This is a genomic window from Mycobacterium sp. URHB0021, assembly GCF_054057895.1.
Map to the genome: position 1 here is coordinate 2,187,391 of NZ_JBSRZT010000002.1, position 25,471 is coordinate 2,212,861.

Genomic DNA, 25,471 nt, shown 5'->3' on the forward strand with positions numbered 1-25,471 from the left:
TGAAGCTGGCGCGCAAACACTCACTTGTTCACTGCTGCAATATAACTCGGCGCGTTGCGGATGACGTCGCAACGGCAAGGGCGGGAATGGCGGTGCGTGGCATGACTGTGCTCGCGCGAGCAGCGTCACCATTCACTGGACAGCGGCGACTACAATCAAGAACGATGCTCTGGGCAACGCATCCCGTTTTTCTCATCGATCTCTGTCCGGGTATCGTCAACCTGTGTTTGAGTCTTCCATTCCCGCTGTGCTGCGGGAGCGCGCTGGTCTTCGGTCCAGTGAGACAGCGTTCACATACGTTGATTACGAGCAGGACTGGGCCGGCGTTGCGGAAAGCCTGACGTGGTTGCAGCTGTATCGGCGAACGCTCAACGTCGCGCAGGAGCTCAAACGTTGCGGGTCAACCGGTGACCGTGCCGTGATATTGGCGCCGCAAGGACTCGAGTACGTCACTGGGTTCCTGGGCGCACTACAGGCCGGACTGATCGCGGTTCCGCTGTCAGTCCCGCTGGGTGGTGCCAGCGATGAGCGTGTTGGTTCAGTGTTGCGTGACGCATCGGCGTCGACCATTCTCACGACCTCCTCTGTCGCAGGCAACATCGCCGAATACATCAGGTTGAAGCCCGGTGAATCCGCGCCATCGGTCATCGAGGTTGATTTGCTGGATCTCGACTCTGAGATAGGACCGGCTGCCGAGGCCGATAGTCCGACGAGCATCGCGCATTTGCAGTACACCTCAGGGTCGACCCGCACACCGGCGGGAGTCGTGGTCTCACACGAAAACATTCGCTCCAATTTCGAACAGCTCATGTCCGCCTGGTATGGGGACGACGGGGGGGTTGCTCCGCCGGACACCACTGTGGTGTCGTGGCTGCCGCTCTTCCACGACTTGGGACTGATACTGGGAATTGCCGTCCCGATACTGGGAGGGTTTCCCGCCGTGCTGACGAGTCCGTCGTCGTTCCTGCAGCGACCGGCGCGGTGGATGCAATTGTTGGCCAGCAACAGTCACGCGTTTTCGGGTGGGCCCAACATCGCTTTCGAATTGGCGGCACGCAAAACATCAGATGACGACATGGCCGGGCTCGACCTCGGGGACGTGCGCAACATTGTCAACGGTGCCGAACGAGTAAACCCGGCGACTCTCAGACGCTTTGCTGAGCGGTTTGCTCGCTTCAATCTTGACCCGAAGGCGTTACGACCGTCGTATGGGCTCGCAGAAGCCACGCTGTTGGTTGCGTGCAGCACCGCGGGTAAACCGCCGGCAAGCGTTTCGTTCGAATCCGCGAAGCTGAGCGCCGGCCATGCCCAGCGGTGTTCAAACGGAGACGGAATACCGCTGGTCAGTTACGGCTTCGGCGACTGCGGTATCGTGCGTATCGTCGACCCCGAGACCCGTGTCGAGCATCCGGCGGGACGAGTCGGTGAGATCTGGGTGCATGGCGACAACGTCGCCAGCGGCTATTGGCAGAAACCTCAAGAGACTGAACGCACCTTCGGTGCAACGCTTGTCGATCCGTCGCCCGGTACACCCGACGGGCCCTGGCTGAGAACCGGGGACTTGGGCTTCATCTCCGCCGGCGAGCTCTTCATCGTCGGCCGTATCAAGGATCTCTTGATCGTGTACGGGCGCAACCACTCTCCCGACGACATCGAGGCGACGATCCAGGAGATTACCCGAGGACGCTGCGTGGCGATAGCGGTTCCGGACGAGGGCGGCGTTGAGCAGCTGGTCACCATCGTCGAACTCAAGCCTGGCGACGACGTCCAAGAGGCTGCGACGCACAGGATGGGCGCCGTCAGGCGCGAAATCACCGCAGCGATATCGAAGTCGCACGGTCTGAGTGTGGCGGATCTTGTGCTGGTACCCCCACATTCGATTCCCCTCACCACAAGTGGCAAGGTCAGACGCCGGGACTGCCTGCAGCGGTATCTGGACGATGGGTTTACCCGCCTAGACGGGACGATCCGCCGGGCAGAGCAGCCCGTGGTCGATGACACGGCGGCGGACGCCGGAGCCGACTCGGGATGGGCCCAACGTCTGCGCACGCTCCGGCAGCAGCAACATGACCTGCTGGTTGGGGTGGTGTGCGCGCAGGCGGCAGTGGTGTTGGGGCATCCCAGCCCTGACGACATCGACCCTGAGTGGGCGTTTCAGGAACTGGGGTTCGACTCGCTGAAGGCCGCCGAGTTGCTTGACCGGCTTCAGACCGCCACCGAACTGACTTTGTCTCCCACGCTGGCCTTCGACTACCCCACCCCAGCCGCGTTGGCCGTCCACCTAGGCCAGCAAATGACCGGGTCGGCTGCCGCGGCTTTACCGGTGGCATCGCAAACGGCTTCGGATGAGCCGGTGGCTGTGGTGGGGATGGCGTGTCGATTCCCGGGTGGGGTGGATTCGGCGGCGGCGTTGTGGGAGCTGGTGGCCAGCGGTACGGAGGGGTTGGGGGAGTTTCCTGACGACCGGGGGTGGGATCTGGCGGGTTTGTTTGATCCGGATCCTGATGCGGTGGGTAAGACCTACACCCGTGCCGGAGCGTTTGTGGCGGAGGTGGGGGGGTTCGACGCGGAGTTTTTCGGGATCTCGGCGCGCGAGGCCCAGACGATGGATCCTCAGCAGCGGTTGCTGTTGGAGGTGTGCTGGGAAGCGTTGGAAACCGCGCGTATTGATCCGGCTGCGTTGGTGGGTTCGGAGACCGGGGTGTTCGTCGGGGCGTGGGCACAGGTCTACGGCGGGGGCGGTTCTGACAGTTCGGAGGGATATGGTCTGACCGGCTCGTCCACCAGCGTGGCTTCTGGGCGTGTGGCTTATGTGTTGGGTTTGCAGGGTCCCGCCCTGACTGTCGACACGGCCTGCTCGTCATCGTTGGTGGCGACGCATTTGGCGTGTCAGTCGTTGCGTAACGGGGAGTCGACTCTCGCTCTTGCCGGTGGTGTGACGGTGATGACCACGCCGGCGGTGTTCACCGAGTTCGCCCGGCAACGCGGGTTGGCTGCTGATGGGCGTTGTAAAGCGTTCTCCGGCGACGCTGATGGCACTGGCTGGGGTGAAGGGGCGGCGGTGTTGGTCCTGGAGCGGCTCAGTGATGCCCAGCGCCACAATCATCCGGTGTTGGCGGTCATCGCGGGATCGGCGATCAACCAGGATGGTGCTTCTAATGGTTTGAGTGCTCCTAATGGGCCGGCGCAGCAGCGTGTGATCACTCAGGCGGTGGCCAATGCGGGTGTCGGGCTTGATCAGGTTGATGTGGTGGAGGCTCACGGCACCGGCACGACGTTGGGTGATCCGATCGAGGCGGGTGCGTTGATCGCGACTTATGGTGCCGCGCGTGATGCGCAGCATCCGTTGTGGCTGGGATCGGTCAAATCCAACATCGGCCATACCCAAGCCGCTGCTGGTGTTGCGGGGATGATCAAGATGATTCAGGCCCTCAATCATGGCGTGTTGCCTCCGACCCTGAACGTTGAGCAGCCCAGTCCGCACATCGATTGGTCAGCGGGCACCGTTCGCCTACTCACCGAACCGGTGCCCTGGCCGGTCACCGATCATCCCCGCACCGCTGCGGTGTCTTCGTTCGGGATCAGTGGCACGAATGCGCATGTGATCCTGCAGCAACCGCCCACCGCGCCGGAGGTGTCGGCTGAGCAAAGCGATGACGGTGTTGGGTTTGGGTTGGTGATGTGGCCGGTTTCGGTGCGCACCCCCACAGCGTTGCGCGCCCAGGCCGACCGGCTGCACGAACATCTGGTCCGCCATCCCGACCTGGATCTCACCGATGTGGCCTACAGCCTGGCCAGCACCCGCACGCATCACTCCCATCGGGCGGTGATCACCGCACCGGTGGGCACCGCCGATCCGCGCGAAGATCTGCTCGACGCTCTACATGCCCTGCGCACGGGCCAGCCCCACCCGCAGCTGACCCAACATCATCACCTGGCCCACCTTCGCGGGAAAACCGTGTTCGTCCTTCCGGGCCAAGGCGGCCAACACCTCGGTATGGGTCGAGAACTCTACGAACACCACTCCGTCTTCGCCGACACTGTCGACGAATGTGACCAGGCGTTGCGCCCGTTCACGGGCTGGTCGGTGCGCGAGGTCTTGTGCCAGGACCCGGCGGCCCCGCCCCTGGACCGCGTCGATGTGGTCCAGCCTGTGTTGTTCACGATGATGGTTTCGCTGGCCGCGGTGCTCGACAGTTACGGCATTGTTCCCGACGCAGTGATCGGCCACTCCCAAGGGGAGATCGCCGCGGCCTACGTCGCCGGGGCGCTTTCCCTGCCCGAGGCCGCCAAGGTTGTGGCGCTGCGCAGTCAGGCGCTGAGCGCACTGTGCGGTGGCGGTTCCATGGCGTCGGTTCTGCTGGGCGCCGACGAACTGCACCCGCGCTTGCGGCCCTGGGGTGAGGCGTTGAGCATCGCCACGATAAACGGTCCCTCACACACCATCATCAGCGGCACCCCTGATGCGCTGGAGCAGTTCACCGCAGCCTGTGATCGTGACGGCATCCACATCAGGCCCATCGCCGTCGATTACGCCTCGCACTCTGTTCAGATCGAACCACTACGTGGGCGTCTCCTGGCCGAGCTGGCCGATCTGGCTCCGGGGCCCGCCCGCATTCCGCTGTACTCCACTGTGGGCGAAGCATTTTCAGCCGGTCCCCTGGACACCACCACCATGGACGCCGACTACTGGTATCGCAACCTGCGTGAGCCGGTCCGGTTCCACGACAGTGTGGTCGCGCTTTTGGCCGCCGGTGAGTGCACGTTTGTGGAGCTCTCCCCGCATCCGGTCTTGGCCCCAGCGATCACCGACACCTTGGCTCAGGCCGCGGGGCGGACCCAGTCGGCGGTGATCCCTACGTTGCACCGCGACCGGCCCGACCGAGACAGCCTGGCCACCACGTTGGCCCAGCTGCACAATCACGGTCACAGCCCGTCGTGGTCGGCCCTGTTTCCCCATGCCCGCACCGTCGGGTTGCCCACCTACCCTTTCGAGCATCGTCGCTACTGGCTGGCTCCGGCCCCGGCCGGGGATGCCGGCGGGCTGGGTCTGGACCGTGCGGAGCATCCCTTGTTGGGGGCGGTCGCCGCGCTGGCCGACCAAGACCAGCTGCTGGTCAGCGGGCGGCTGTCACCAAGCACCCAGGGCTGGCTGGCCGGCCATCAGGTCAACGACATCGTGGTGTTCCCGGCGGCGGGGTTCATCGAGGTGATCCTGCGAGCCGGTGAATTGAGCGGGTGCCCGGTGATCAGTGAGCTGATTCTGCATAGTGCCCTGACTCTGTCGGAGCCTGTACCGACGGATCTGCAGATCGTGGTGCAGGCGCTCGATGAGCAGGGGCGGCGCCCGTTTAGCGTGCACTCGCGCACCGGTGGCCAGCATTCCGCCGCGTGGATGTTGCATGCCAGCGGCGCGTTGAGTGCTGGTCCGCCTGCCGCGGCGCCCCCCGTGCCGGCGCCGGGTGTGGAAGCCCTTGACCAGGACGACTTCTATGAACGGCTGGCTCAGCGGGGTTACCGCTACAGCGGCTTGTTCCGGTCGCTGCGCGGTGTCGGCACCGACCCGGCCCGACCCGAGGTCGTCTATGCCGAGGTGGCGTTGCCTGCAGGCGCCGATGTCGCCGGCTACGGTATTCATCCGGCCCTGCTGGACGCTGCCCTGCATCCGTTGGCCTCCGTATTGGACCGCACCGGTGATGCCGACTCGGCGTTGCTGCGGCTTCCGTACGCGTTGAGCGGGATCACTTTGTATGCCACCGCGGCCACCCAGCTGCATGTCCAGCTGACTCGCACCGGCGAGGACACCTTTGAGCTGCACGCGACCGATCCCGCCGGCGCGCCGGTGATCACCATCAGCGCGTTGACTTTGCGCACTGTCTCCGACGACATCGGCCGGCCGATGTCGATAGCCGGGGTATCCGACAGCCTGTTCGAGCTGACCTGGCCGTCGATGCCTGATCTGCCCGATCCGTCGACGACCCAACCGCCGACGTGGGCGGTATGCACCGATTCACCCGGGCGCCTGCCGGCCAGCCTGTCCGACGGCCCGGTTCACACCGAGCTGGCCACCGTGACGCCATGCCCGGACCTGGTGATCTGGCTCCTACCCCGAACCGAGGGGATGGGGGAAGGGGAGGCTGAATCGCTGCGGCGAGTGCATACTCTGACCCGCCACGTTCTGGCCCAGCTTCAGGGCTGGCTGGCCCGGTCCGACACCGCCAACACCCGCCTGATGATCCTCACCCGTCACGCGGTCAGCGTCAGTGTTTATGACGGTGTCCCCGATCTGGCGCATGCCGCGGTCTGGGCGTTGATACACACCGCTCAACAAGAGCAACCCGACCGGATCATTCTGCTCGACACCGATGACAGTGCTGCCAGCAAGGACAACCTGCTGGCCATCGCCTCGACGCGACCGGCCAGCGAGCCGCAGTTGGCCCTGCGCAACGGTGTCGTCCACATCCCCCGCCTGGCCCGCACTTCGAGTCTGACCCCGCCCGATGCCCCCGCCTGGCAGCTGGCCACTACCGGCAAAGGTGACTTAGCCAACCTGACCCTGGTTCCCGCCAGTGCTCCCACGGCGCTGGCCCCGGGGCAGATCCGCATTCAGGTTCAGGCCGCCGGGCTGAACTTCCACGACGTGGTGGTGGCATTAGGTGCCATCGCCGATGAGGGCCTCGGCGCTGAAGCCGCCGGGGTCATCATCGACACCGCCCCCGACGTCACCAGCGTTCGGCCCGGTGATGGGGTGATGGGCCTTTTCCCCCAGAACGCTTTTTCGACTACCGCCGTCACTGACCACCGCGCGGTGGTTGGGATCCCGCCTGGGTGGTCGTTTGCTCAGGCGGCCTCGGTTCCGACGGCGTTTTTGACCGCCTATATCGCATTGGTTGAACTCGCAGGACTGTCGGCTGGGCAGCGGGTGCTCATCCACGCCGGCGCTGGCGGTGTCGGTCAAGCCGCCATCCAGATCGCCACCCACCTGGGTGCGGAGGTTTTTGCCACCGCCCACCCGAACAAACATCACGTCCTCGACGATCTGGGGGTCGACCGCGGGCACATCGCCTCGTCGCGCACGCTGGATTTCGTCGATACCTTCCGCGACGCGACCCATGGAGAGGGCATGGATGTCGTGCTGGACAGCCTCAGTGGAGATTTCGTCGATGCTTCACTGCAACTGCTGCCCCGTGGGGGCCGTTTCATCGAATTAGGCAAGACCGACATCCGCCTGGCCGACGACGTGGCCGCAGCCCATCCCGGTGTGCACTATCAGGCCTACGATCTGGGCAACGCGGCATCAGAATTCCTCCTGCGAGCATGGACAGCGCTGATGCCGATGTTTGCCGCCGGCGTCCTCAAACCGCTGCCCACCACCAGCTTCGGCCTGCTGAACGCGCCGCAAGCCTTCCGTGACATGAGCCAAGGCCGCCATACCGGCAAAATCGTGCTGACCCCTCCCGCGGTGTTGGATTCCGAGGGCACGGTGCTGGTCACCGGCGGTACTGGGATGTTGGGCGCGCTCGTCGCCGAACACCTCGTCACCCGTCACCGCATCAAGCATCTGCTGCTGGTGTCTCGCAGCGGACCCGACGCTCCCGGCGCCGGTGAACTGCAACAACGTCTGGCCGGGCTGGGCGCGGAAGTCGCGATCACCGCTTGTGACACCAGCAACCGCGACGAGTTGGCCGCAGTGCTTGACAGCATTGCAGCCGGCCACCCGTTGACGGCGGTCATCCACGCCGCCGGTGTCCTGGCTGACGCCGTGGTGACCGAACTAACCCCGCAGCAACTCGATGTCGTTCTGGCCGCCAAAGCCGACTCCGCCTGGCATCTGCATAACCTCACGGCCGAGCTTGATCTGGCCGCGTTCGTCTTGTTCTCCTCGGCGGCGGCAATACTCGGCAGCCCCGGTCAGGCCAACTACGCGGCCGCCAACGCCTTCCTGGACGCGCTGGCCCGCCACCGTAATCACACCCGCCGGGCCACCAGTCTGGCCTGGGGCTACTGGCATACACCCACCGGCATGACCGGCCACCTCACCACGACCGACCTGACCCGCCTGACCAACACCGGCCTGACCCCAATCACCAACGAACAGGGTCTGGCCCTGTTCGACGCCACGCTCACCGATCAGCGGCCCAACCTGCTGGCCAGCCCCGTCAACACCAGCGCGTTGACCCGCCACGCACGCGACAACACCTTGGATCCGGTCCTGTCCGCGCTGACCACCAACCGCCCACAGGCCGCCACCGCCAGCCCCGGAGGGTTGGTGGCGCGGCTGGCCGGTCAAACCGCCGAACAGCAACTCCGCACCCTTACCACCATGGTGGCCAACGCCACCGCCACCGTGCTGGCCCACCCCGACCCGGCCGCCATCGATCCCGACCGACCCTTCAAAGACCTCGGCATCGACTCACTGACCGCCCTAGAACTACGTAACACCCTTAACCATCACACCGGCCTCACCCTGCCCGCAACCCTGGCCTTCGACCATCCCACGCCCGCTACACTGGCCAGGCGCCTTCGCGAACAATTGTCCGGAAACAGTGCCATTAGCGGAACTCACAATTTGCCGGAGGGCGAAATTAAGCGTCTCATCTCAATAATTCCAGGAAAACGGCTTGCGGATGCAGGGGTTCTAGCGATGCTTCGCGAAATCGCAGACGATATGAATTCAGCAGGACCAAAGCCTGAAGAAGATGCCATTGCAAGCATGAGCCTGAGCGAACTTATGAACATTGCTCGTGGGAACAAGAGCAATCAGTAATAAATTCAACAATTAGGAACAAATTCTAAAATGGCAATTAAAAACGACGATATAATCGAAGCTCTTCGTGACTCATTATTACAAATCGAGCGGCTGAAGCGACAGAATCGTGCTCTTCTTGCGCGTGTCGATGAGCCGGTGGCTGTGGTGGGGATGGCGTGTCGATTCCCGGGTGGGGTGGATTCGGCGGCGGCGTTGTGGGAGCTGGTGGCCAGCGGTACGGAGGGGTTGGGGGAGTTTCCTGACGACCGGGGGTGGGATCTGGCGGGTTTGTTTGATCCGGATCCTGATGCGGTGGGTAAGACCTACACCCGTGCCGGAGCGTTTGTGGCGGAGGTGGGGGGGTTCGACGCGGAGTTTTTCGGGATCTCGGCGCGCGAGGCCCAGACGATGGATCCTCAGCAGCGGTTGCTGTTGGAGGTGTGCTGGGAAGCGTTGGAAACCGCGCGTATTGATCCGGCTGCGTTGGTGGGTTCGGAGACCGGGGTGTTCGTCGGGGCGTGGGCACAGGTCTACGGCGGGGGCGGTTCTGACAGTTCGGAGGGATATGGTCTGACCGGCTCGTCCACCAGCGTGGCTTCTGGGCGTGTGGCTTATGTGTTGGGTTTGCAGGGTCCCGCCCTGACTGTCGACACGGCCTGCTCGTCATCGTTGGTGGCGACGCATTTGGCGTGTCAGTCGTTGCGTAACGGGGAGTCGACTCTCGCTCTTGCCGGTGGTGTGACGGTGATGACCACGCCGGCGGTGTTCACCGAGTTCGCCCGGCAACGCGGGTTGGCTGCTGATGGGCGTTGTAAAGCGTTCTCCGGCGACGCTGATGGCACTGGCTGGGGTGAAGGGGCGGCGGTGTTGGTCCTGGAGCGGCTCAGTGATGCCCAGCGCCACAATCATCCGGTGTTGGCGGTCATCGCGGGATCGGCGATCAACCAGGATGGTGCTTCTAATGGTTTGAGTGCTCCTAATGGGCCGGCGCAGCAGCGTGTGATCACTCAGGCGGTGGCCAATGCGGGTGTCGGGCTTGATCAGGTTGATGTGGTGGAGGCTCACGGCACCGGCACGACGTTGGGTGATCCGATCGAGGCGGGTGCGTTGATCGCGACTTATGGTGCCGCGCGTGATGCGCAGCATCCGTTGTGGCTGGGATCGGTCAAATCCAACATCGGCCATACCCAAGCCGCTGCTGGTGTTGCGGGGATGATCAAGATGATTCAGGCCCTCAATCATGGCGTGTTGCCTCCGACCCTGAACGTTGAGCAGCCCAGTCCGCACATCGATTGGTCAGCGGGCACCGTTCGCCTACTCACCGAACCGGTGCCCTGGCCGGTCACCGATCATCCCCGCACCGCTGCGGTGTCTTCGTTCGGGATCAGTGGCACGAATGCGCATGTGATCCTGCAGCAACCGCCCACCGCGCCGGAGGTGTCGGCTGAGCAAAGCGATGACGGTGTTGGGTTTGGGTTGGTGATGTGGCCGGTTTCGGTGCGCACCCCCACAGCGTTGCGCGCCCAGGCCGACCGGCTGCACGAACATCTGGTCCGCCATCCCGACCTGGATCTCACCGATGTGGCCTACAGCCTGGCCAGCACCCGCACGCATCACTCCCATCGGGCGGTGATCACCGCACCGGTGGGCACCGCCGATCCGCGCGAAGATCTGCTCGACGCTCTACATGCCCTGCGCACGGGCCAGCCCCACCCGCAGCTGACCCAACATCATCACCTGGCCCACCTTCGCGGGAAAACCGTGTTCGTCCTTCCGGGCCAAGGCGGCCAACACCTCGGTATGGGTCGAGAACTCTACGAACACCACTCCGTCTTCGCCGACACTGTCGACGAATGTGACCAGGCGTTGCGCCCGTTCACGGGCTGGTCGGTGCGCGAGGTCTTGTGCCAGGACCCGGCGGCCCCGCCCCTGGACCGCGTCGATGTGGTCCAGCCTGTGTTGTTCACGATGATGGTTTCGCTGGCCGCGGTGCTCGACAGTTACGGCATTGTTCCCGACGCAGTGATCGGCCACTCCCAAGGGGAGATCGCCGCGGCCTACGTCGCCGGGGCGCTTTCCCTGCCCGAGGCCGCCAAGGTTGTGGCGCTGCGCAGTCAGGCGCTGAGCGCACTGTGCGGTGGCGGTTCCATGGCGTCGGTTCTGCTGGGCGCCGACGAACTGCACCCGCGCTTGCGGCCCTGGGGTGAGGCGTTGAGCATCGCCACGATAAACGGTCCCTCACACACCATCATCAGCGGCACCCCTGATGCGCTGGAGCAGTTCACCGCAGCCTGTGATCGTGACGGCATCCACATCAGGCCCATCGCCGTCGATTACGCCTCGCACTCTGTTCAGATCGAACCACTACGTGGGCGTCTCCTGGCCGAGCTGGCCGATCTGGCTCCGGGGCCCGCCCGCATTCCGCTGTACTCCACTGTGGGCGAAGCATTTTCAGCCGGTCCCCTGGACACCACCACCATGGACGCCGACTACTGGTATCGCAACCTGCGTGAGCCGGTCCGGTTCCACGACAGTGTGGTCGCGCTTTTGGCCGCCGGTGAGTGCACGTTTGTGGAGCTCTCCCCGCATCCGGTCTTGGCCCCAGCGATCACCGACACCTTGGCTCAGGCCGCGGGGCGGACCCAGTCGGCGGTGATCCCTACGTTGCACCGCGACCGGCCCGACCGAGACAGCCTGGCCACCACGTTGGCCCAGCTGCACAATCACGGTCACAGCCCGTCGTGGTCGGCCCTGTTTCCCCATGCCCGCACCGTCGGGTTGCCCACCTACCCTTTCGAGCATCGTCGCTACTGGCTGGCTCCGGCCCCGGCCGGGGATGCCGGCGGGCTGGGTCTGGACCGTGCGGAGCATCCCTTGTTGGGGGCGGTCGCCGCGCTGGCCGACCAAGACCAGCTGCTGGTCAGCGGGCGGCTGTCACCAAGCACCCAGGGCTGGCTGGCCGGCCATCAGGTCAACGACATCGTGGTGTTCCCGGCGGCGGGGTTCATCGAGGTGATCCTGCGAGCCGGTGAATTGAGCGGGTGCCCGGTGATCAGTGAGCTGATTCTGCATAGTGCCCTGACTCTGTCGGAGCCTGTACCGACGGATCTGCAGATCGTGGTGCAGGCGCTCGATGAGCAGGGGCGGCGCCCGTTTAGCGTGCACTCGCGCACCGGTGGCCAGCATTCCGCCGCGTGGATGTTGCATGCCAGCGGCGCGTTGAGTGCTGGTCCGCCTGCCGCGGCGCCCCCCGTGCCGGCGCCGGGTGTGGAAGCCCTTGACCAGGACGACTTCTATGAACGGCTGGCTCAGCGGGGTTACCGCTACAGCGGCTTGTTCCGGTCGCTGCGCGGTGTCGGCACCGACCCGGCCCGACCCGAGGTCGTCTATGCCGAGGTGGCGTTGCCTGCAGGCGCCGATGTCGCCGGCTACGGTATTCATCCGGCCCTGCTGGACGCTGCCCTGCATCCGTTGGCCTCCGTATTGGACCGCACCGGTGATGCCGACTCGGCGTTGCTGCGGCTTCCGTACGCGTTGAGCGGGATCACTTTGTATGCCACCGCGGCCACCCAGCTGCATGTCCAGCTGACTCGCACCGGCGAGGACACCTTTGAGCTGCACGCGACCGATCCCGCCGGCGCGCCGGTGATCACCATCAGCGCGTTGACTTTGCGCACTGTCTCCGACGACATCGGCCGGCCGATGTCGATAGCCGGGGTATCCGACAGCCTGTTCGAGCTGACCTGGCCGTCGATGCCTGATCTGCCCGATCCGTCGACGACCCAACCGCCGACGTGGGCGGTATGCACCGATTCACCCGGGCGCCTGCCGGCCAGCCTGTCCGACGGCCCGGTTCACACCGAGCTGGCCACCGTGACGCCATGCCCGGACCTGGTGATCTGGCTCCTACCCCGAACCGAGGGGATGGGGGAAGGGGAGGCTGAATCGCTGCGGCGAGTGCATACTCTGACCCGCCACGTTCTGGCCCAGCTTCAGGGCTGGCTGGCCCGGTCCGACACCGCCAACACCCGCCTGATGATCCTCACCCGTCACGCGGTCAGCGTCAGTGTTTATGACGGTGTCCCCGATCTGGCGCATGCCGCGGTCTGGGCGTTGATACACACCGCTCAACAAGAGCAACCCGACCGGATCATTCTGCTCGACACCGATGACAGTGCTGCCAGCAAGGACAACCTGCTGGCCATCGCCTCGACGCGACCGGCCAGCGAGCCGCAGTTGGCCCTGCGCAACGGTGTCGTCCACATCCCCCGCCTGGCCCGCACTTCGAGTCTGACCCCGCCCGATGCCCCCGCGGTGTTGGATTCCGAGGGCACGGTGCTGGTCACCGGCGGTACTGGGATGTTGGGCGCGCTCGTCGCCGAACACCTCGTCACCCGTCACCGCATCAAGCATCTGCTGCTGGTGTCTCGCAGCGGACCCGACGCTCCCGGCGCCGGTGAACTGCAACAACGTCTGGCCGGGCTGGGCGCGGAAGTCGCGATCACCGCTTGTGACACCAGCAACCGCGACGAGTTGGCCGCAGTGCTTGACAGCATTGCAGCCGGCCACCCGTTGACGGCGGTCATCCACGCCGCCGGTGTCCTGGCTGACGCCGTGGTGACCGAACTAACCCCGCAGCAACTCGATGTCGTTCTGGCCGCCAAAGCCGACTCCGCCTGGCATCTGCATAACCTCACGGCCGAGCTTGATCTGGCCGCGTTCGTCTTGTTCTCCTCGGCGGCGGCAATACTCGGCAGCCCCGGTCAGGCCAACTACGCGGCCGCCAACGCCTTCCTGGACGCGCTGGCCCGCCACCGTAATCACACCCGCCGGGCCACCAGTCTGGCCTGGGGCTACTGGCATACACCCACCGGCATGACCGGCCACCTCACCACGACCGACCTGACCCGCCTGACCAACACCGGCCTGACCCCAATCACCAACGAACAGGGTCTGGCCCTGTTCGACGCCACGCTCACCGATCAGCGGCCCAACCTGCTGGCCAGCCCCGTCAACACCAGCGCGTTGACCCGCCACGCACGCGACAACACCTTGGATCCGGTCCTGTCCGCGCTGACCACCAACCGCCCACAGGCCGCCACCGCCAGCCCCGGAGGGTTGGTGGCGCGGCTGGCCGGTCAAACCGCCGAACAGCAACTCCGCACCCTTACCACCATGGTGGCCAACGCCACCGCCACCGTGCTGGCCCACCCCGACCCGGCCGCCATCGATCCCGACCGACCCTTCAAAGACCTCGGCATCGACTCACTGACCGCCCTAGAACTACGTAACACCCTTAACCATCACACCGGCCTCACCCTGCCCGCAACCCTGGCCCTCGACTACCCCACCCCCAAAACGATCGTCACCCACCTGGCCGACCTACTGGCCGACATCTCTGCGCCCGCGGTCTTGGCGTCTGAGGGCAGCCCGAATGACGAAGAGCCGGTGGACAATAGGCTTGCACACTTGGATCAAGCGGCATTTCTCGCGCTGCGCGCGGTTCACGGCGCGCTGATTCAGGTGACTTGGATATACGACCGTGCCATCGATATTGATGGACTACGGCGTTTTCACCGCAATCTTGGATGCGGGTTGTTCGGACGCAGGGTCGAACGGTCTCCGTTACCGTTCGCGCGTGATCGCTGGATCTCGTCGCCGGCGTCGGACGACATTGATATCGCTGCAACACCGCGGCGGCCCGCCGATGTGAGTGCATGGGCCGACGAGAGGGCGCGCCTACCCATCGATCCGGAGTGGGGACCCGGCTGGCATCTCGGAATGCTTCCGCTCGAGGATGGCGGGACCGCGTTGAGTCTGGTGGTTTCGCATACGCTCGTCGACGCGATCGCGTTCACCCAGGCGATAGCCGATGCCGCCGAGGGCAGGACACACAATCTGGGCTATCCGCCCGGGGGATCGCGCACCCGCAAGCAGGCGTTACGTGAGGACCTCCGGCAGACAGTCAAAGAACTGCCCGACATCGCGCAGGCGTTGGTCGCCGTGGCGCGAAGAGCCCGGCGTGATCTCAAAGAACTCAAACCATCGATCAAAGTGGCTCCGCCTTCCCCGGGGTCGGCCAGCAACGATCAGACAGTAGAGATACCCGCCCTGACCGCATACGTTGACGTGGCGGAATGGGATGCTCGCGCGAAAAGCCTTGGCGGGACGAGTAACTCGCTTGTTGCAGGATTCGCTTGCAGACTCGCGGTGGGTATGGGGCGCGTTCGTGACGACGGAACGGTCACCCTACGATTTACGGTATCGCTTCGGACCGAAGACGATAGTCGTGGCAATGCGCTCACCGCTGTCGATGTCACAGTTGACCCGACGCACCCGGTGACGGACCTCGGGGGACTCCAGGTCAAGATGACACACGCAATGCTCGAAGCGATCGACAACTCCAACGACGAGGTTTTGGCGCCTCTTCCGCTGACATCGCTGACCCCGAAGTGGGTGGCCAGGAAGCTAGCAGTGATTGCGGCGGGTGGTGCCAGCCTTCCGGTCACTTGCTCCAATGTCGGTGACCTGCCGCCGGCGGCGAACCGGCCCGACGGCACCGATGCCGACTATGTGTACATGAGGGCTCTCGAGCCGGACATCAAGAAAAGCACACTCGAGCAGATGGGCGGACAACTGTTTCTGGCTTCGGGGCGAAGCCACGGGAGGATCTTCGTCAGAGTCTCCGCTTATCTTCTCGGCCGGCAAAATACCAAAGATGAGCTGCGGGAGATCGTGGCGCGTACCTTCGCCGAATTCGACCTGACTGCAGAGATCGACTGCTGATCTCGGTTTTCTGCGTGGCTTGGCTGAGGTCGGTGTCGTGCGGCCTCAGGACAAGCTGAACTCTTTGCGCAGGCGCGGAGGGCGCATGCTCAGTGTTAGTGCTGGCGGGCCCCAGCCCGAAACTCGGAGACCCAAAAAGCTACGTGACAAGGGTATACGGCGATCGTTAACGCAATGCTCGAGTGATCAATGAAATGAATTCGCGACAGGACCCATAGCGGTCGGCGGGATTCTTCGCCATTGCCTTTGCCAGGATGGAATCGAAAACCCTTGGGAGCCAATCAATCCGACGAGACCGGCGAGGGGGAGGGCTGTTCAGGTGCGCATTGATCAACGCCAATTGCGTCTTGGCCGTGAATGGTGGTGAGCCGGTGAGCAGTTCGACCGTGGTGCACGCCAGCGCGTACTCGTCGGTGGCGCTGGCCGGTGCGTGTCCGGTCAGCAACTCAGGTGCCGAATACGGCAGCGACGCCTCGACGCGCGTTGGGCGGTAGCCGATGTCGTCGGTCATCGATCGTGCGACGCCGAAGTCGATGATAGCTATCCCGTTCCGGGAAAAGTCTTGGTGCGTCAAGATATTCGACGGTTTGACGTCGCAGTGCACGATTCCGCGATTGTGGATGTAATCCAGGGCGTCGGCGGCCTGGGACAGTGCGGCCAGCCGATCCGTGAGCGTTCGGAGGACGGCGACGGAGCCTCCGGACAGAAGTTCCATCGCCAACCAGCCGGGGCCCCGTTCATAGGTCCGGATGATGTGCGGGTGGTCGAGTTGATGGGCGAAGTCGAACTCGCGGTGCAGCCGGGCGACTTGAGATGCATGGCGATGCTGTTCGTCGAGCAGCTTCAGCGCTATCGCATGATCGGACCCGACGGCGTGGTGAGCCCGGTACACGGTCGCGTACCCGCCGCGGCCGACGGTGGCCTCGATGACGTAGCCCGCGAACCGGTCACCGGGCGAAAGCACCTTCTCACCCTAAGGTTCGGTGGCCACCAAGGGTGAGAGATAGTGTCGTGCCGTGTCTGCGTCCGACGGAAGTACCGCCTCCGAGTGGGTTCCCACCGGGTCGGTCACCGTGCGGGTCCCGGGGAAGGTCAACCTGTATCTCGGTGTCGGGGACCGCCGCGACGACGGCTATCACGAGCTGACGACCGTCTTCCATGCGGTGTCGCTGCTCGACGAGGTCATCGTGCGCAATGCGGATGTGCTGTCGCTGGAGCTGTCCGGCGAGGGTGTCGACTCACTTCCCGTCGACGAGCGCAACATCGCCTGGCAGGCGGCGGAGTTGTTGGCCGCTCACGTCGGACGCGCACCGGATGTGTCGATCTCCATCGAGAAATCCATCCCGGTCGCCGGTGGCATGGCGGGCGGGAGCGCCGATGCCGCGGCGGTGCTGGTGGCGATGAACACCCTCTGGGAGCTCGGAGTGCCGAGGCGTGACCTGCACTCGCTGGCCGCCCAGTTGGGCAGCGATGTGCCGTTCGCGCTGCACGGTGGCACGGCGCTGGGGACCGGCCGCGGCGAGGAGCTGGCCACGGTGCTCGCCCGCAATACGTTTCACTGGGTGCTCGCCTTCGCCGACGACGGCCTGTCGACCCCTGCGGTGTTCGCCGAGATCGACCGATTGCGGGACACGGCCGGCGCCGGGCGCGACGCCCCGCCGCGGGTGGCGGACCCCGAGCCCGTACTGGCCGCGCTGGCGTCGGGAGACCCGGCCGAACTGGCGCCGCTGCTGGGTAATGATCTGCAGCCCGCGGCGCTGAGCCTCGATCCGGACCTGCGCCGCACCCTGCGAGCGGGCACCGAGGCGGGCGCTCTGGCCGGCATCGTGTCGGGTTCCGGGCCGACGTGTGCCTTCCTGTGCGCCTCGTCCTCGGCCGCGGTGGACGTCGGCGCCGAACTGGCCGGCGCCGGCGTGTGCCGGACGGTTAGGGTGGCCAGCGGGCCGGTGCACGGCGCCAGGGTGGTGCCCGCACCGTCGACATCCGCGTGATTTCTCGGCCGGCGGGCCGGTCCCACGAAGTGTGACCCACGCCTCAATTGGCACCAGAGTTTGGCGGTTACTTAAGAGTTGCTTAAGATGAGCGACGGTGAAAGCTAGCGGTCACGTATCGGGCGCGACGACTTTTCCCGCCGGAAACCTCGGCGGGCGCTCAGCCAGACGTGTCGACGGAGCCGACGGGACCGCACCGGCAATCATGCAGTTAGGTTCCAGCGCATCACCGATTCGAGACCTAACCGCTCCCCAATTGTGTGCGCGCCTTCGTGAAAGCGCCGTCTACCAGGTGGAGCATTACATCCGGGCTTTTGCGCCGGAACCGAGGAGGTTGTCGTGAGCAGATTCACCGAGAAGATGTACCGCAACGCCCGCACCGTCACGACGGGCATGGTCACCGGTGAACCGTACGAGCCTGTCCGGCACACGTGGGGCGAGGTCCACGAGCGTGCCCGCCGGATCGCCGGCGGGTTGGCCGCCGCCGGTGTCGGCCTCGGCGACGCGGTCGGCGTGCTGGCCGGTTTTCCGGTGGAGATCGCCCCGACCGCGCAGGGGCTGTGGATGCGCGGTGCGAGTTTGACGATGTTGCACCAGCCGACGCCGCGCACCGACCTGGTGCTGTGGGCCGAGGACACCATGATGGTGATCGGCATGATCGAGGCCAAGGCCGTGATCGTGTCGGAACCCTTCCTGGTGGCCATTCCGGTGCTGGAAGAAAAAGGCATCAAGGTCCTCACGGTGACCGATCTGCTGGAGTCGGAGCCGATCGACCCCGTCGAGGTCGGCGAGGACGATCTGGCGCTGATGCAGCTGACGTCCGGTTCGACCGGATCTCCCAAGGCAGTGCAGATCACTCACCGCAACATCTACTCGAACGCCGAGGCGATGTTCATCGGCGCCGAGTACGACGTCAAGAAAGACGTCATGGTCAGCTGGCTGCCCTGCTTCCACGACATGGGCATGGTCGGCTTCCTGACCATTCCCATGTACTTCGGGGCCGAACTGGTCAAGGTCACCCCGATGGACTTCCTGCGCGACACCCTGCTGTGGGCCCGGCTGATCGACAAGTACAAGGGCACCATGACGGCGGCGCCGAACTTCGCCTACGCGTTGTTCGCCAAGCGGTTGCGCCGGCAGGCCAAGCCCGGCGAGTTCGATCTGTCCACCCTGCGGTTCGCCCTGTCCGGTGCCGAGCCGGTCGAGCCTGCGGACGTCGAAGACCTCATCGACGCCGGCAAGCCGTTCGGTCTGAAGCCCGAGGCGATCCTGCCGGCCTACGGCATGGCCGAGACGACGTTGGCCGTGTCGTTCTCCGAATGCGGTGCCGGCCTGGTCGTCGACGAGGTCGACGCCGACCTGTTGGCGGCGCTGCGTCGGGCCGTACCCGCCTCCAAGGGCAACACCCGCAGGCTCGCGACGCTGGGCCCCTTGCTGGAGGGGCTCGAGGCCCGGGTGATCGACGAGCACGGCAACGTCATGCCGGCCCGCGGCGTCGGGGTCATCGAACTGCGTGGCGAGCCGCTGACGCCGGGCTACATCACGATGGGCGGTTTCATCCCGGCCCAGGACGACCTCGGCTGGTACGACACCGGCGACCTGGGCTACCTGACCGAAGAAGGTCATGTGGTGGTGTGCGGCCGCGTCAAGGACGTCATCATCATGGCCGGCCGCAACATCTACCCGACCGACATCGAGCGTGCGGCGGGCCGCGTCGAAGGTGTCCGCCCCGGCTGTGCCGTCGCAGTGCGACTGGACGCCGGGCACTCGCGGGAGACGTTCGCCGTCGCCGTCGAGTCCAACGCTTGGCAGGACCCGCTCGAGGTGCGGCGCATCGAGCATCAGGTGGCCCACGAAGTGGTGGCCGAGGTCGACGTGCGTCCGCGCAACGTCGTGGTGCTCGGACCCGGCACCATCCCGAAGACCCCGTCGGGCAAGCTGCGCCGCTCGACGTCGGTCTCGCTGGTCACCTAGCCCTCGCTTTCTCCGGCGAGCGTGCGTGTCAGCGGGCGACACGCCGTTGCCAGACGCGACTTTCCGCACGCCCGCAAAGTAACGCCGTGTCGGTGAAGGCCGATACGTTCGGTGTCATGCCACCCGCGCCGGCTATCGAAGCGATCGACCTGGTGAAGGTCTACGGCGACAATCGCGCCGTCGACGGGGTCAGCTTCGCGGTCCCGCCCGGCACCGTGCTCGGCCTGTTGGGCCCCAACGGTGCGGGCAAGACAACCACCGTGCGGATGATGGCCACCCTCACCGAACCCACCAGCGGCACCGCCCGGGTGGCCGGCTACGACGTCCGCCGCGAACCCGACATGGTGCGCCGCAACATGGGCCTCACCGGCCAGGTCGCCACGGTCGACGAACTGCTGACCGGCCGCGAGAACATCCGGATGATCGGCGGCCTCTACGGCATCCGGCGCAGGGATCTCGCGCGGCTCGGAGACCAGCTCCTGGAGCAGTTCGCCATCGCCGACGCCGCGGATCGGGCCGTGAAGTCGTATTCGGGCGGCATGCGCAGACGGCTCGATCTCGCGGTCAGCCTGCTGGCGTCGCCGCCGGTGCTCTTCCTCGACGAGCCGACCACCGGCCTGGACCCGCGCAGCCGCAGCGACCTGTGGGAGGTGCTGCGCGGGCTGGTCGCCCAAGGCACCACGCTGCTGCTGACCACGCAGTATCTGGAGGAGGCCGATCAGCTCGCCGACAACATCGTGGTGGTCGACAAGGGCCGCATAATCGCCGAGGGATCGCCGCTTCGGCTCAAGCAGCAGGCGGGCGCCGCCAGCCTGGTCGTCACGGTGACGCGGGCCGACGACCTGCCCGCCGCGCAGTCGCTGCTGGCCAAGTCGGGCGCCGAGGTGTTCGTCGACCCGGCAACCCGGCGGCTCACCTCTGCCGCCGAAGGCCTCGACGACATGATCCGCGTGTCCGGCCGGCTGCGCGACAGTGGCATCGCCGTCGACGACATCGGGTTGTCCCGGCCGAGCCTCGACGACGTGTTTCTGTCGCTGACGGGCCACCGCAGCGCGGAGCATGACGAGGAGGCGTCGGCGTGACCGCCACTGCCACGCCGGCGCAGATCCGGCTGCGGCCGGTGGTGACCCGGACTACCAACATCGCCCAGCAGTCGTGGATCATGGTGAAACGCAACATGATCGACACCAAGCGCATGCCCGAGATGCTGAGCGACGTGACGGTGCAGCCGATCATGTTCGTGCTGCTGTTCGCGTTCGTGTTCGGCGCGTCGATAGCGACCGGCGGCGGCGCGTCCTACCGCGAGTTCCTGCTGCCCGGGATCCAGGCGCAGACCATCGTCTTCACGGCCTTCGTGGTGGCGTCGGGCATCACCGCCGACGTGGAGAAGGGCATCATCGACCGGTTCCGCTCATTGCCGATCTCCAGGTCGTCGGTGCTGATCGGGCGGAGCGTGGCCAGCCTGCTGCACTCGTCGATCGGCGTCGTCGTGATGGCGGTGACGGGGCTGGCGATCGGCTGGCGGATCCGGGGCGGCATCGCCGAGGCGGTGCTGGCATTCGTGCTGATCCTGTTGTTCGGATTCAGCATGATCTGGTTCGGCATTCTCATCGGCTCGGTGATGCGATCGGTCGAGGCGGTGAACGGCGTGATGTTCACCGTGCTGTTCCCGATCACCTTCCTGGCCAACACCTTTGCCCCGACGGAGCCGATGCAGCAGTGGCTGCGGGTGGTCGCCGAATGGAATCCCGTGTCGTCGCTGGCCCAGGCGATGCGCGAGCTCTGGGGTAACGGCGGACCGGCGCCCGAGAGCGCGCAGCTTCCGCTGCATCATCCGGTGCCGGCGACGATTCTGTGGTCGCTCGCGCTGACGGCGGTCTTCGCGCCGTTCGCATTGCGCGCGTACCGTCGCCGCACTGGCGGCTAGGGTCGCAGCGCCGCTTACCAATCCGAGCGGGCGATCCTCGCCGTGCTCGAAATGTCCTGGGTGACAGGGCGAACCGCGTTCGCCGACTGGGCTGGCCTTGCACAGCAGGGCATCGACGCCTACGGGCAGATTCAGCGTTTGACGCGGGGAGAGGCCGGACCCATCCGGTCGTAGACCCGCCACCACACCAGTTCGTGGGCGCTTTCCGAGAGTTCGCCGCGGGCAAGCAACTCATCCGCCTCCATCAACACGCCCGCCAAGTTCTCCAGCCGGTCGCGTTCGGCCATCGTCACCGGATCGCGGTGGCCGGCCAGCACCGCCACGAAAGCGGTCTTGACCATCCTGCGTGGATCTCCGGCGCGGATCGTGGCCACCGTGCCCAACCCGACGACGAGCGACGTCGAGATGGCCAGTGTGGTCCACGGTCCAGTCATCTGGTTGAGGAAGATCTCGGACACCACCCACATCAGCGCGCCCCACAGCGGCCAGCCCCGCGCCACGCGGACCCGGCGCCGTTCGGATTCGCTGATGCCCGGCGGGTACACCATCAAGCGGTAACGGGTCACCCCGAAACGGTCCGGCCGAACCTCCATCGCCCCCCAGCGCCGCTCGCCGGCGAGCACCCGCTGCCAGCCCCTGTGCAGGAGGCCGTGGCCTGTCCCGATGTCGTGCATGTCCCGGTGTACCCGCCCTGATGACGCCGACCCGCGGCCCAAACGGATTCTTTACGCGCGCCGGGGATCTCTTTACGGCCATCGAAGAGGCGCGCTGAGCTGAGTAATGTGTACTATACCCAGCATGACGATCGAAAGCCTTCCCGCCCGGCTGGCCGACCATCCCACGGTTCGCCGAGTCCGGGCGCGGCCCACCCGGAAGCCCGGAATCATCGACGCCGACTGGCTGCGTCAGGTGTGCCTCGACGCGGGCGTCGACGACGTCGCGTTCGCCAGCGTCGACAACCCCGACCTCGCATCGGAACGTGAGCACGTCGATGCGGCCCTACCCGGAACGCAGAGCTTCATCTCGCTCGTCGTCAAGATGAACCGTGACAACGTTCGTTCCACCGCGCGCAGCGTCGCCAACCAGGAGTTCCACCGCAGTGGCGAGATCATGAACGAGGCGGCGCACCGCATCACCCGGGCCTTGCAGGATGCCGGCTACCGCGCGATCAACCCGTCGATGTCCTTCCCGATGGAGATGGACAAGTTCCCGGGCCGTATCTGGGTGGTGGCGCACAAACCGGTCGCGGTGGCATCCGGCCTCGGCGTGATGGGCATTCACCGCAATGTCATCCATCCCAAGTTCGGCAACTTCATCCTGCTCGGCACCGTCCTGGTTGCCGCGCCGATCACCAGTTACGGTGAGCCGCTGGACTATTCGCCCTGCCTTGAGTGCAAGCTGTGCGTGGCCGCGTGCCCCGTGGGTGCGATCAAGAAGAATGGCGACTTCGACTTCGTCGCCTGCTCGGTGCACAACTACCGCGAGTTCATGGGTGGCTTCACCGACTGGGCCCAGACCATCGCCGACAGCGATGACGCCGAAGACTTCCGCTCCCGCGTCAGCGACTCCGAGAACGCCTCCATGTGGCAGAGCCTGTCGTTCAAGGCCAATTACAAGGCCGCCTACTGCCTGGCGGTGTGTCCCGCCGGTGAGGACGTCATCGAGCCGTATCTGGAGGACCGCAAGGGCTTCATGGACCTGGTGCTCAAGCCGCTGCAGGAGAAGAAGGAGACCCTCTACGTGCTGCCGAACTCGGCCGCCAAGGAGCATGCCGAGCGCCGATACCCCCACAAACCGGTCAAGGTGGTGGACAGCGGGATCAGCGGTCGCTAGCGCCCAACCGCTTGTCTATGGAATACCTGTGCGCGCGACGGCGTTTGCCCAATGCATGAAGATCGTCGATGTTGCGGCGTTTCGCGCCAAGTCAGAAGCTGTGTCGCCGCCGCGTCGGCTCTTGACGATGATTGCGGCTGTGGTGATTTCGGGGGTGACCCTGGTCGCACCCGCTTTGCTGCCTCAGGGCGAGGTCGGCGGCGCCGCGTCGGCGTCGGCGGACGCCTGCCCGGCCGTCCAGGTGGTGTTCGCGCGAGGAACGGGCGAACCGGACGGCATCGGGCGGGTCGGTCAGGCTTTCGTCGACGAACTTCGGCCGCTGGCCAAGGGCAAGTCGGTCGCGGTGTACGGGGTCAACTACCCGGCCACGCGGGACTTCTTGCGTGCCGCCGATGGTGCCAACGACGCCAGCTTGTTCGTCCAGAACATCGCCAACACCTGCCCTGACACGAAGATCGTTCTCGGCGGATATTCGCAGGGCGCGGCCGTCATCGACATCATCACCGTCGCCGGCACGCCGACCCTGGGTTTCGCAGATCCGATGCCCGCCACCGTCGCCGACCACGTCGCCGCGGTCGCGGTGTTCGGCAACCCGTCCATCCGCCTGCTCGGCGGACCTTTGACGTCGCTGAGCCCGCTCTACGGATACAAGACGATCGATCTGTGCAACGGTGCGGACCCGGTCTGCTCCGACGGCGATGACACACCGGCTCACAGCTTGTATGTCGAGGCCGGATTTGCAACGCAGGCCGCACATTTCGCCGCGGACCGGCTCACCGGCGCGGCGCCGGTCAGCACGCTGGCGGGCCACACCGGCGGCTGAAAGGCTGATCAACTCCAGGCGTGCACGGTGTTCTGGGCCGGTTCCAGCCCGTGGGTGATCAGCAACTCGGTCGCGTCAGCGGCCTGCTCGCAGATGGTGCCGACCTCCGGCCGTTCGGCGGCACTGAAGTTCTCCAGCACGAAGGTCGCACCACTCTTGCGTCCCGGCGGCTTGCCGATGCCGATGCGGACCCGGTGAAAGTCCTTGGTACCCAACGCTGAAGCCACCGAGCGAAGACCGTTGTGCCCGGCGACCCCACCGCCGAACTTGAGCCGGATCCGGCCGAATTCGATATCGAGCTCGTCGTGGACGATGATGACGTCGGCCGGCGGCACGGAGTAGAACTTGGCCAGCGGCCCGACCTGGCGGCCCGACTCGTTCATGTACACCCGCGGCTTGGCCAGCACGACCGACAGGCCGGCCAGCCGCCCCGTCGCGACCTCGGCCCCCGACTTCTTGTGCACCTTGAATCCCGCGCCGATGCGGTCGGCGACGATGTCGGCCACCAGGAAGCCGAGGTTGTGCCGCGTCGTGGCGTACTGCGGTCCAGGGTTGCCCAGGCCGACGACCAGTAAAGGCTCGGCCATGACGGTTTCCGCCTACCCGAACTACTCGGACTCTTCGGCCGGTGCCTCGCCGGTCTCGCCCTCGGCCTCGTCGGCCGGTGCGCCCTCGGCTGCCTCGGCCGCTGCCTCGCCGGCACCCTCGCTCTCGAGGTCCTCTGCCGTCGGCGCCGCGACGACGTTGACGACCAGCGTCTCGGGATCAGAGATCAAGGTGACGCCGCTGGGCAGCGTGATCGCGCTCGCCGCGAACTGGGTGCCGATCTCGGCGCCCTCGACAGAGACGGACAGGCTCTCGGGGATCGACTGCACGTCCGCTTCGATTTCGATCGTGTTGGCGTCCTGGGTGACCAGCGTGCCGTGGGCCGCCTCGCCCTCGACGAGGACGTTGACCTCGACGGTCACCTTCTCGCCGCGGCGCACGACGAGCAGATCGGCGTGCTGGATGCTGCGGCGGATCGGGTGGATCTCGAGCGCCTTGGTTAGCGCGAGTTGCTCCTTGCCGGCGATGTCGAGGGTCAGCACGGCGTTGGTGCCGGAGTGCCGCAGCACGGCGGACAGATCGTGCGCGTCGAGTTCGAGATGCTGCGGTTCGCTGCCGTGACCGTAGAGGACGGCGGGAACCCTGCCGGTGCGCCGAGCGCGACGCGACGCGCCCTTACCCGTCTCGGTACGGACCAGAGCCGTGATCTTGTTCTCGTTGCGAGCCGCTGTCTTGGCCATGGGTCGTTGCTCCTGTATGCCGGTCGTCGTGTTCGGACACGGCCCAGGGTCGCAACCTTCGAGATGCGGTTTCCCGTCGATAACGGTGGCTGGAGATTTCCG

12 protein-coding genes are annotated in these 25,471 nt (G+C 65.7%); 8 read left to right on the top strand and 4 right to left on the bottom strand.

What is annotated here, in order from left to right:
• Nucleotides 1-223 precede the first annotated feature (223 nt).
• A complete protein-coding gene (locus tag ACVWWN_RS13065) occupies nt 224-8,767 on the top strand; it encodes a fatty-acid--AMP ligase (RefSeq protein ID WP_457144278.1) in 8,544 nt (2,847 codons plus the stop codon).
• A 30-nt stretch (nt 8,768-8,797) separates the two neighbouring features.
• Nucleotides 8,798-15,535, top strand: a complete 6,738-nt coding sequence (locus ACVWWN_RS13070; RefSeq protein ID WP_457144279.1) for a type I polyketide synthase — start codon at nt 8,798-8,800, stop codon at nt 15,533-15,535.
• A 166-nt stretch (nt 15,536-15,701) separates the two neighbouring features.
• Here ACVWWN_RS13070 and ACVWWN_RS13075 read toward each other — a convergent pair whose 3' ends face one another.
• Nucleotides 15,702-16,499 (bottom strand): serine/threonine-protein kinase, encoded by a 798-nt coding sequence (locus tag ACVWWN_RS13075; protein WP_457144280.1) that lies wholly within the window; start codon nt 16,497-16,499, stop codon nt 15,702-15,704.
• A gap of 52 nt (nt 16,500-16,551) precedes the next feature.
• Between ACVWWN_RS13075 and ACVWWN_RS13080 the strand changes: the two genes are divergently transcribed.
• The 4 genes from ACVWWN_RS13080 (at nt 16,552) to ACVWWN_RS13095 (ending at nt 21,427) form a co-directional block, all read left to right on the top strand.
• Nucleotides 16,552-17,526 (top strand): 4-(cytidine 5'-diphospho)-2-C-methyl-D-erythritol kinase, encoded by a 975-nt coding sequence (locus ACVWWN_RS13080; protein ID WP_457144281.1) that lies wholly within the window; start codon nt 16,552-16,554, stop codon nt 17,524-17,526.
• A gap of 339 nt (nt 17,527-17,865) precedes the next feature.
• Entirely contained in the window at nt 17,866-19,500 is a 1,635-nt protein-coding gene (locus ACVWWN_RS13085) for a fatty acyl-AMP ligase (RefSeq protein ID WP_457144282.1), read from the top strand.
• 116 nt (nt 19,501-19,616) lie between these two features.
• Nucleotides 19,617-20,582, top strand: a complete 966-nt coding sequence (locus tag ACVWWN_RS13090; RefSeq protein ID WP_457149110.1) for an ATP-binding cassette domain-containing protein — start codon at nt 19,617-19,619, stop codon at nt 20,580-20,582.
• On the top strand, nt 20,579-21,427 hold the full coding sequence (locus tag ACVWWN_RS13095) for an ABC transporter permease (protein WP_457144283.1): 849 nt from the start codon (nt 20,579-20,581) through the stop codon (nt 21,425-21,427). The genes ACVWWN_RS13090 and ACVWWN_RS13095 overlap by 4 nt, the downstream gene beginning before the upstream one ends.
• A 131-nt stretch (nt 21,428-21,558) precedes the next feature.
• Here ACVWWN_RS13095 and ACVWWN_RS13100 read toward each other — a convergent pair whose 3' ends face one another.
• A complete protein-coding gene (locus ACVWWN_RS13100; protein ID WP_457144284.1) occupies nt 21,559-22,101 on the bottom strand; it encodes a DUF6611 family protein in 543 nt (180 codons plus the stop codon).
• A gap of 124 nt (nt 22,102-22,225) precedes the next feature.
• Between ACVWWN_RS13100 and ACVWWN_RS13105 the strand changes: the two genes are divergently transcribed.
• Nucleotides 22,226-23,260, top strand: coding sequence for an epoxyqueuosine reductase (locus ACVWWN_RS13105; protein WP_457144285.1), 1,035 nt, complete (start codon nt 22,226-22,228; stop codon nt 23,258-23,260).
• A gap of 55 nt (nt 23,261-23,315) precedes the next feature.
• Entirely contained in the window at nt 23,316-24,083 is a 768-nt protein-coding gene (locus ACVWWN_RS13110) for a cutinase family protein (protein ID WP_457144286.1), read from the top strand.
• An 8-nt stretch (nt 24,084-24,091) separates the two neighbouring features.
• Here ACVWWN_RS13110 and pth read toward each other — a convergent pair whose 3' ends face one another.
• Nucleotides 24,092-24,670: an aminoacyl-tRNA hydrolase gene (pth, locus tag ACVWWN_RS13115; RefSeq protein ID WP_457144287.1), complete on the bottom strand. Its 579-nt coding sequence runs from the start codon at nt 24,668-24,670 to the stop codon at nt 24,092-24,094.
• A 21-nt stretch (nt 24,671-24,691) separates the two neighbouring features.
• The gene (locus tag ACVWWN_RS13120) at nt 24,692-25,369 is read right to left on the bottom strand and encodes a 50S ribosomal protein L25/general stress protein Ctc (protein WP_457144288.1); all 678 of its coding nucleotides are present in this window, start codon (nt 25,367-25,369) and stop codon (nt 24,692-24,694) included.
• Nucleotides 25,370-25,471: the final 102 nt, after the last annotated feature.